This window comes from Gemmatimonadota bacterium (assembly GCA_026702745.1).
Lineage (GTDB): Bacteria > JAAXHH01 > JAAXHH01 > JAAXHH01 > JAAXHH01 > JAAXHH01.
The window spans coordinates 1-8,171 of record JAPPBT010000035.1 but is presented as its reverse complement, the minus strand read 5'-3'; the positions used below and the strand labels follow the sequence as shown (position 1 = coordinate 8,171).

General features: G+C 63.6%; 8 protein-coding genes. All 8 read right to left on the bottom strand.

What is annotated here, in order from left to right; translation table 11 throughout:
• Positions 1 to 444, bottom strand: a 444-nt coding sequence (locus OXH56_06255; protein MCY3554909.1) for a GTP-binding protein, incomplete at its 3' end; no start/stop codon positions are given.
• Between the two features lie 112 nt (positions 445 to 556).
• A complete protein-coding gene (locus OXH56_06250; protein ID MCY3554908.1) occupies positions 557 to 1,018 on the bottom strand; it encodes a transcriptional repressor in 462 nt (153 codons plus the stop codon).
• 109 nt (positions 1,019 to 1,127) lie between these two features.
• Positions 1,128 to 2,030, bottom strand: a complete 903-nt coding sequence (locus tag OXH56_06245) for a metal ABC transporter substrate-binding protein (GenBank protein ID MCY3554907.1) — start codon at positions 2,028 to 2,030, stop codon at positions 1,128 to 1,130.
• A 26-nt stretch (positions 2,031 to 2,056) separates the two neighbouring features.
• A complete protein-coding gene (locus OXH56_06240; GenBank protein ID MCY3554906.1) occupies positions 2,057 to 2,923 on the bottom strand; it encodes a metal ABC transporter permease in 867 nt (288 codons plus the stop codon).
• Between the two features lie 49 nt (positions 2,924 to 2,972).
• The gene (aztA, locus tag OXH56_06235) at positions 2,973 to 3,710 is read right to left on the bottom strand and encodes a zinc ABC transporter ATP-binding protein AztA (protein MCY3554905.1); all 738 of its coding nucleotides are present in this window, start codon (positions 3,708 to 3,710) and stop codon (positions 2,973 to 2,975) included.
• Between the two features lie 216 nt (positions 3,711 to 3,926).
• Positions 3,927 to 4,952, bottom strand: a complete 1,026-nt coding sequence (locus OXH56_06230) for a nickel/cobalt transporter (GenBank protein MCY3554904.1) — start codon at positions 4,950 to 4,952, stop codon at positions 3,927 to 3,929.
• Between the two features lie 233 nt (positions 4,953 to 5,185).
• Positions 5,186 to 6,727 (bottom strand): glutamine-hydrolyzing GMP synthase, encoded by a 1,542-nt coding sequence (guaA, locus tag OXH56_06225; protein ID MCY3554903.1) that lies wholly within the window; start codon positions 6,725 to 6,727, stop codon positions 5,186 to 5,188.
• Between the two features lie 71 nt (positions 6,728 to 6,798).
• Positions 6,799 to 8,171: tetraacyldisaccharide 4'-kinase (gene lpxK, locus OXH56_06220; protein MCY3554902.1), on the bottom strand; the 1,373-nt coding region annotated here is incomplete at its 5' end.

Here is an 8,171-nt window from a genome sequence, read left to right as displayed (position 1 = left end):
GTAGTCCCGCAGGAAGCTCGCCGCGTCCACGACCGTGACCATCGTGTCGAGGCGCGAAACCTGACCCAGGCTCACGCCGTTCTCGTCCTCGAAGGTGAAGGTCTGCGCGACCGGAATGGGCTCGGAGATCCCCGTGGACTCGATGAGCAGGTAGTCGAAGCGTTTCTCCTGCGCGAGCCGCGAGACCTCGGCGAGCAGGTCGTCCCGCAGCGTGCAGCAGATGCAGCCGTTGGTCATCTCGACCAGCTTCTCCTCGGTCCGGGAGAGTTCCGCACCGCCGCGCTCAACGAGCGCCGCGTCGATGCTGACCTCGCTCATGTCGTTGACGATAACCGCAACGCGCATGCCCTCGCGGTTGTTGAGCACGTTGTTTAGCAGTGTGGTCTTGCCGGCGCCGAGAAAGCCGGACAGGACCGTAACAGGGAGTCTATCTGACAGGGGCATTTCAGTTCCTTCAGTCATTGGGTGGTGAAACATTCCAGCGGATGATGGATACAGGTACTTTTAAAGGCGTGTTCCAATGGTTCTCCGATTTTGGGAGTGATGAGGGTACGTCTCAGCCCGTATCGTCTTTCTCCGAACTGCACTGCGCGCAGGTTCCCAGCAGTTCGACGACGGGCCGCCTGGTACGGAATCCTATTTCCTTGCCCGCCGCTCTGAGGCTCTTGGCCACGCTGGGATCTTCAACCTCGGCCACTTCGCCGCAGTCGTCGCAGATCAGGAACTGGCTGGCGTGGGGATGATCCGGATGGGCGCAGCCCACATAAGCGTTCAGGGTCTCGAGCTTGTGCACCAGACCCTGCTCGAGTAGGAAATTCAATGCCCGGTAGACCGTCGGAGGCGCGGGTTTCCGGACGACGCCGCGCATGCGCTCCAGCAGGTCGTAAGCACTGAGCGGTTTTTCAGCCACGCACAGCAGTCGAAGCACGGACTTGCGTTGTTCGGTCAGTCGCGCGCCTCGCTCACGGCACAACACCTCGGCTTGTTCCAGAACCTGGGAAAGTGCTTCGTTATTCACGGGTTCCTCCTTGCTACGCACATCCCCCGGCGGGCAGATGCGTGCGGCGGCTATCAAGGAATTGCGTTAACACCACAGACTAAACATAAACGCTCAGTTCCAAATCCGGTCAATCACCTAAGGCGGCGACCAGCGTGCGGATGTTGTGTAACATCATGCCAAGGTGGGTGCCGGCCGGACCGTCCGCCTTCGACAACGCGTCGGAATAGAGCGTGCCGCCGATCTGCGCGCCGGTTTCCCGGACGATCTGGTCGAGCAGGCGGCGGTCGGAAATGTTGTCGATGAAGACGGCCGGGATCTTATCCCTGTTGATCTGGCGAATCAGCCTGGCCACGTCGCCGGCGGAGGGCTCCGCTTCGGTGCTGAAACCGACCGGCGCATGGAACTCGATGCCGTAGGCTGCCGATAGATAGCCGAATGCGTCATGGGAGGTGACCACCTTGCGCCGTTCGACCGGCAGCGAATCGATCGCCTCGAGAACCTGTGCCTCGATCGTGTTGATCTCCTCCATATAGCGTGCTGCATTGTGGCTATAGATTTCGGCCCCCGCAGGATCGACCGCAGCCAATCCGTCGGCGATGTTGCGAACATAGATCCGGGCATTGGCCAGGCTCTGCCACGCATGGGGATCGATCTCGCGGCGGTCTTGGTCCGCGATCCAGAGGGGCTTGACGCCGGCGGTCGCCGTCACCACCCGCCCCTTGAATCCGGATGCCTCCGTCAGGCGGTCCATCCAGCCTTCAAACCCCAATCCATTCACGACCAGCAGCCGGGCTTTCGCGACGGACCGGGCGTCCGCCGGGGTCGGCTGATAGACGTGCGCATCTCCATCGGGGCCGACGAGGGTCGTGACAAGCACCCGTTCGCCACCGATCTGTTGAACCATATCCCCCAGGATGCTGAACGATGCGACTACGTCGATGGGGGCATCGGCCCGGGCAGTCCCCGGTCCTGACACGGCGATCAAACAGGCGGCTAAAACGGAAGAAAGGACAGATCGTCTGAATATCATGGGTATATCCTGATTCATTTCTGGCATCACGCTTCCAGATGGCGGCGTGGCCTGAGGTGCGTCATGATTACGCCGTCAGGCCCGAAGGACAGTGAAAACAGATAGAACGCTCCCGCCGTCAGGATGATGGCGGGACCGGAAGGCAAGCTGGCGTGATAGGACAACAACAGGCCGACATACCCGCCCAGAAAGGCCGCAATCACACCGATGACCACCAGGGGCGCGAGGTCACGCGTCCAGAACCGGGCGGCAGCCGCGGGAAGGATCATGATCCCCACCGCCATCAGGGTCCCCAGGGCATGAAACCCGCCCACCAGATTGAGGACCGCCAGCACGAGAAAGCTGTAATGACCCACCGGGCTCAAGGGGCTGACCGAGCGGAGAAAGCCCGGGTCGAAACACTCCATCACCAATGGCCGGTAGAGGACGGCGAGTCCGAACAGTGTGACCGTGGCGATGCCCGCAACCAGAAATATGGCGGCATCGTTCAAGGCGAGCACAGTGCCGAACAGGATGTGCAGCAGGTCGACATTGCTGCCGCGCGTCGAGACGATGACGACCCCGACGGCGAGGGAAATCAGATAGAAGGCGGCCAGGCTGGAATCCTCGCGGGCCACGGTGGTACGGGCCACCAGTCCGGAGAGCATGGCCACGGTCACTCCCGCGATCACCCCGCCGAGCGTCATGGCGCCGAGGGACAGCCCCGCGACGAGGTATCCGAGCGCCGCACCGGGTAGAATGGCGTGGGCCATGGCATCCCCGGTCAGACTCATCCGCCGCAGGGTCAGGAACACCCCGATGGGGGTAGCCCCCAGTGAAAGGGCAAGGCACCCGACCAGGGCCCGGCGCATGAAGCCGAATTCGACGAAGGGGGCGATGACGGCATCGTACATTACGCGCCCTCCAACGGAAGGTCCACCGGACGGGAAGGAACCCGGGCGATCATCTTGCACATACGGCCGCTCCTTCGTCAAAGGCCTCGGTGAGACGGCGCGCATGGTCGAGATTCGCTGGAGAAAGGACGTCCTCCGTCGGTCCGGCGGCGATCTGCTCGCGGGCCAGCAGAAGGGTCTCAGGGAACTCCGATCGGACCTGGTCCAGGTCGTGCAGAACGGCGACCACCGTCCGCCGCTCCCGGTGCCAGCGACGAATGAGCCCCTTGAGATCACGCACCGTCGCCGAATCGATGGCCGTGAACGGCTCGTCCAGAAGAATCAACCGAGCGTCCTGGAGGAGCAGGCGGGCGAACAGGGCACGTTGCATTTGCCCACCGGAGAGCGTGCCGATGGGGCGCCGCTCGAAACCAGCCAGCCCAACGGTATCCAGGGCCTCGCCAACCATCCGGTCGCCTTCCCGTCCGAATCGACGGGAAGCGCCCGTCTTCCTCCACAATCCCATGGCCACCACGTCGAAGACCGAGATCGGAAAACTCCAGTCTATTTCGGACTGTTGGGGGAGGTACGCGATTTCCGAGGTTTCTATCCCCGTCAACCTGATTTCACCTCCAAGTGGCGCGAGGCTGCCGATGGTCCCTTTGAGCAGCGTCGACTTTCCGGCGCCGTTCGGTCCCACCACGGCGACGAGGGCACCGGCACGGATGGCGTAATCGAGATGATGGACCGCGGGATGGCGGTCATATCCGAGGGTCAGGTTGTCGAAACGCAAGATCGTACTGTCCATTGACGCACTCACATCAGGTGACGCACTCATATCAGGTGACGCACTCATATCAGGGCCCAGGCGACTGCACACCACAACAGACCGGCGGCCACGCCAGCAAGCGCGAGGCGCACTCCGAAACCGGCCCTCAGGGGTGAGAATCCAGGTTTGTTAATCTGTGGTATCATGACAATTCGCAATGACCATCCGCGCGGAAAACAAGCCAGCGCCTTCCGTCTACAGTCCGATGGCCGGTTTCAGTACAAACGACGCGTTCAGCGACCACAGCCCCAGAAAGACCAGTAGGGTGCCGCCAAGCGCACCCAGGCCGGCGGCCGCCAGGGTCCACAACGGTGATCGGTGGGCCATCACCGAACTCGCCCATGCCCGCGCCTCCGTCGCAATGATGGCCAGGACGACGATGGTGATCGCCGTACCTATGGACATGGCGACCACGGAAAGCGCGCCGTACCAGATCAAATCCAACGCGGTGGCGAGGATCAGCACAAACAAGGCGCCACTGCATGGACGCAATCCAATGGCCAGGACCACACCAGCCGCCGCATGCCGGTTGCCGGCCGAATCAATCTCGGCCGCGCTGGGCATATGCCGGCAGCCGCTGTCCTCCCCATGCACCTCATGGGTCTGATCGTGGTGGACTTCGCCGGTTCCGCGCCGCAACCGGCGGAAGCTCTCGGACAAGACGCCGACCGCACGTACCAGCAAGTAGAATCCAACGAGCGCAAGCATGGTGAAACTGGCTCGCGTCGCCCATAACGATGCCGTTTCCGGCGCCATCGGCAGCCATCCGGCCAGAACGATGGGGACGCAAATCAGCAACAGCGCCGTCACGCCCTGGAGGAGCGCGGCCGCGGCGCCCATGGCGATACCGCGATTCAACCGGCTCGGGTGGGTCAACAGGTAGGTCGTCAATACGATCTTCCCGTGTCCGGGTCCCGCGGCATGCAAGATGCCGTAAAGAAAGCTTGTCAGCACCAGGACCAGGCCGACGCCTTCCTGGCCACGCAATGATTCGAATTCCTGTGTCAGTTGCACGAGGAATTCATTCTGCATGGCCCACACCCATAGCGCCACCCGGTCCCAGACCGCCAATGCCGGCCCGGTGTCAACGTGGCCTTCACCCCCGGACTGGCCGGCGGCGACAGACTCGACCGGCAGCATCGTTGTCCCGTGGATGTCCGACGAGAACGAGACGGCACACAGGCATGCGAGAATGAACGCCACATAGCAACCGATACGCATCGTAAAGACACCTTTTCAGCAAACAGTTTCAGCTAAAGGAATGCCGAAGTCCTCATCGCCGCCCATATCGATATCAGGCGGATCACCGCCGATCGATATTGTTATGTTATAACATTTCGCAATATAACCAAACGGGATATGTTGTCAAGCCCAAGATTCAGTATACCGATAACGGCGGCCTGGGGATGCTGGAGGGGTTCCGGACGGGAGCAGGAAGGGTTTCGGACGCGGGGTCATTCCCATTCGATAGTGCCGGGCGGCTTGGAACTGAGGTCGTAGACCACGCGGTTTACGCCCCTTACTTCATTGATGATGCGGTTCGAGACGTGGGCTAGAAAGTCCGTGGGCAGGCGCGCCCAGTCAGCCGTCATGAAGTCCAGCGTGGTCACGGCGCGGAGGGCGATGACGCGCTCGTAGGTACGGGCGTCACCCATCACGCCGACGGTCTTGACCGGAAGCAATACGGCCAGCGCCTGGGAGACCTCGTCGTACAGGCCGGCCCGGCGCAGTTCGTCGATGAAGATCCTGTCTGCGTCCTGAAGCATGGCTACACGCTCCCGGGTGACTTCTCCCAGCACGCGGATGCCCAGGCCCGGTCCCGGAAAGGGATGGCGGTTGATGATCTCGTCGGGCAGGCCGAGTTCCCGTCCCACGGTGCGCACCTCGTCCTTGAACAGGTTCCGGACCGGTTCCAGCAGCTCCAGTTCCAGGTCGTCCGGCAACCCGCCCACGTTGTGATGGGTCTTGATGACGCTGGCCGGGCCCACCACGGAAGCGCTTTCGATCACGTCGGGGTAGAGGGTGCCCTGGGCCAGGATGTGGACGCCGCGAAGCGAGGTCAGTTCGCTTTCCAGGACGCGGATAAACTCGTCCCCGATGATCTTGCGCTTCTGTTCCGGTTCTTCCACGCCTTTCAGCCGGTCCAGGAACCGGTCCGAGGCGTCGACGAATCGGAACCGGGCGTTGATGGTCCGGCGGTAGGTCTCCTCGACCTCCCGTGCTTCGTCCTTCCGGAGCATGCCCGTGTCCACGAAGATGCAGGTCAGGCGGTCGCCGATGGCCCGGCCGATCAGCGCCGCCACGACCGAGGAGTCCACGCCGCCGCTGGCGAAGCAGGCCACGCGGCGCTCGCCCACGGTCTCCCGTATGGAAGTTATCGCCCCGTCGATGAAGGACTGCGGCGTCCAGCTTCCTTCGCAGCCGCATATGGCGAATACGAAGTTCTCCAGGATCTCGCGGCCCTGGACCGTGTGCACCACCTCGGGATGGAACTGCACGCCGTAGATCCTGCGCTCCGGATGGGCGACTGCGGCGATGTGTCCGTTGTCGGAGCGGGCGATGACGTCGAAATCCGGCGGCGGCGCCTTGAGTTCGTCACCGTGACTCATCCAGACCGTCATGCGCTCCGGCAGGTCGCGGAACAGGGGCGTTTCACCCGTCGTCCGGATCCCCGCGTTGCCGTATTCCCGGGTTCCGGCGTGGGCGACCTCGCCTTCGTGGTAATGGCCCATGAGCTGCAGGCCGTAGCAGATCCCGAGGATCGGCTTGCCCGCCTCGAATATGGCCGGGTCCGGATGGGGCGCGTCCTCCCCGTACACGCTGGCCGGACCACCCGAAAGGACGATGCCGGTGACGTTGCGCGCCGAGAGTTCAGACGCCGGCGTATCGAAGGGCAGCACCTCGCAATAGACGTGGCTTTCCCGTATGCGCCGCGCGATGAGCTGCGTGTACTGCGCGCCGAAATCGAGGATGGCAATCCAGTTCGAGTCAGCCATTTACCGGGTTTCGGAGGGATGAATAAACGGGTGCCGTCACATAAACGTACAGGTTGAATAATATAGCCGGTTCATCGCCTGTCGTCCAGCGTTGAAAGTATCTCGCCGAGTTCAGATTCGCCCGAGATCAACCGGAGCGTGATATCCAGGGCAACCAGGTGTTTTCTGATGGCATGGTCCGGGATCCGGACGGCATCTTTTTCCGTGGTGACGATAAAATCCGCGCTGGACTCTTCGGCCAGGGACAGTGCCCGGTCCAGGTCGGAAGGGGTGAAGGGGTGGTGATCCCGGTACGCCAGGACCCGGTTCACGCGTGCCCCGGCGTCCGTGACCGTTTGCACGAAGGAAGCGGGGTTGGCGATCCCGCAGAGAACCAGTACATCGCGGCCGTCCAGCCGGTCCGCCGGGAGCTGGGTACCGTCGTCCAGGCCGTCGTTCTGGTCTTTATCCAGTCGTCGCAGGCCCGCGGGTTCATAGACGGCTTCGATGAGCGCCAGGTGGGGGAACTCGCTTTTGATACGCGCCGTGTCGACTACCGCGGATCGGGCCTGGTCCGTCCGCGTCAGCACCAGTGCACGGGCGCGCCGGAGCGAGGAAACCGGTTCGCGAAAGGGGCCGGCGGGGAGCAGTTGGCCCAAGTTGCGCTCCGGGCCGAGCCGGCAGGTAGCGTCGTGCACCACGATGTCCACCGTGCGGGCCGTGCTCCGGTGCTGGAATCCATCGTCCAGCAGCAGCACGTCCGCACCGAACCGGTCAATGGCCAGCCGCCCCGACGCGGTACGGCTCGGGCCGACGACCACCGGCACATCGGGAAGGACCGAGGCCAGGAAGGCCGGTTCGTCGCCCGCCTCCCGCCAGGCGGCGCCCGGTGTGACCGCCTGGGTCGAACGGGCGTTCCTGCCGTAACCCCGGCTCAGCACGGCGGGCCGGTAGCCGGCGTCCAGCAGGCGGCGGGCGAGGTACCTCACCAAGGGCGTTTTCCCCGCGCCGCCCGCGGTCAGTGCGCCTACGCTGATCACCGTGACCGGAAGCCGAACGGAAGCCAGCAGCTTCTTGTCGTACAACCCGTTGCGTAATCGGACCGCCATGCCCATCAGCAGGGACGCAGGCCGCAGCGCGAGGCGCAGGAAGCGAATGGACGGAGCGCGCTCTCCGGGGTCCATCAACCGGGTAATGAACGGCGTGTGTTGCGGGTAGCGCCGCCGCCCGGATCCGCCGGGTCTGCCCGGGTTCGGCTCTAGGATCCACCGGTCGGCCAGGTCCAGGGTGCGATCCACGGCCTTCGCGCACTCGAGCACGGCATGCTGTGCGGCCGCGCCGACCTGTGCACGCTTCTCCGGGTCATCCAGCAATCCAAGCCACTCCCGGGCGAGTTCGTCGCCGTCGTGAACGACCCTGCCGCCCCCGGTCCGCAGCAGGGCCGCGGCGCTCGCCCGGACGTTCT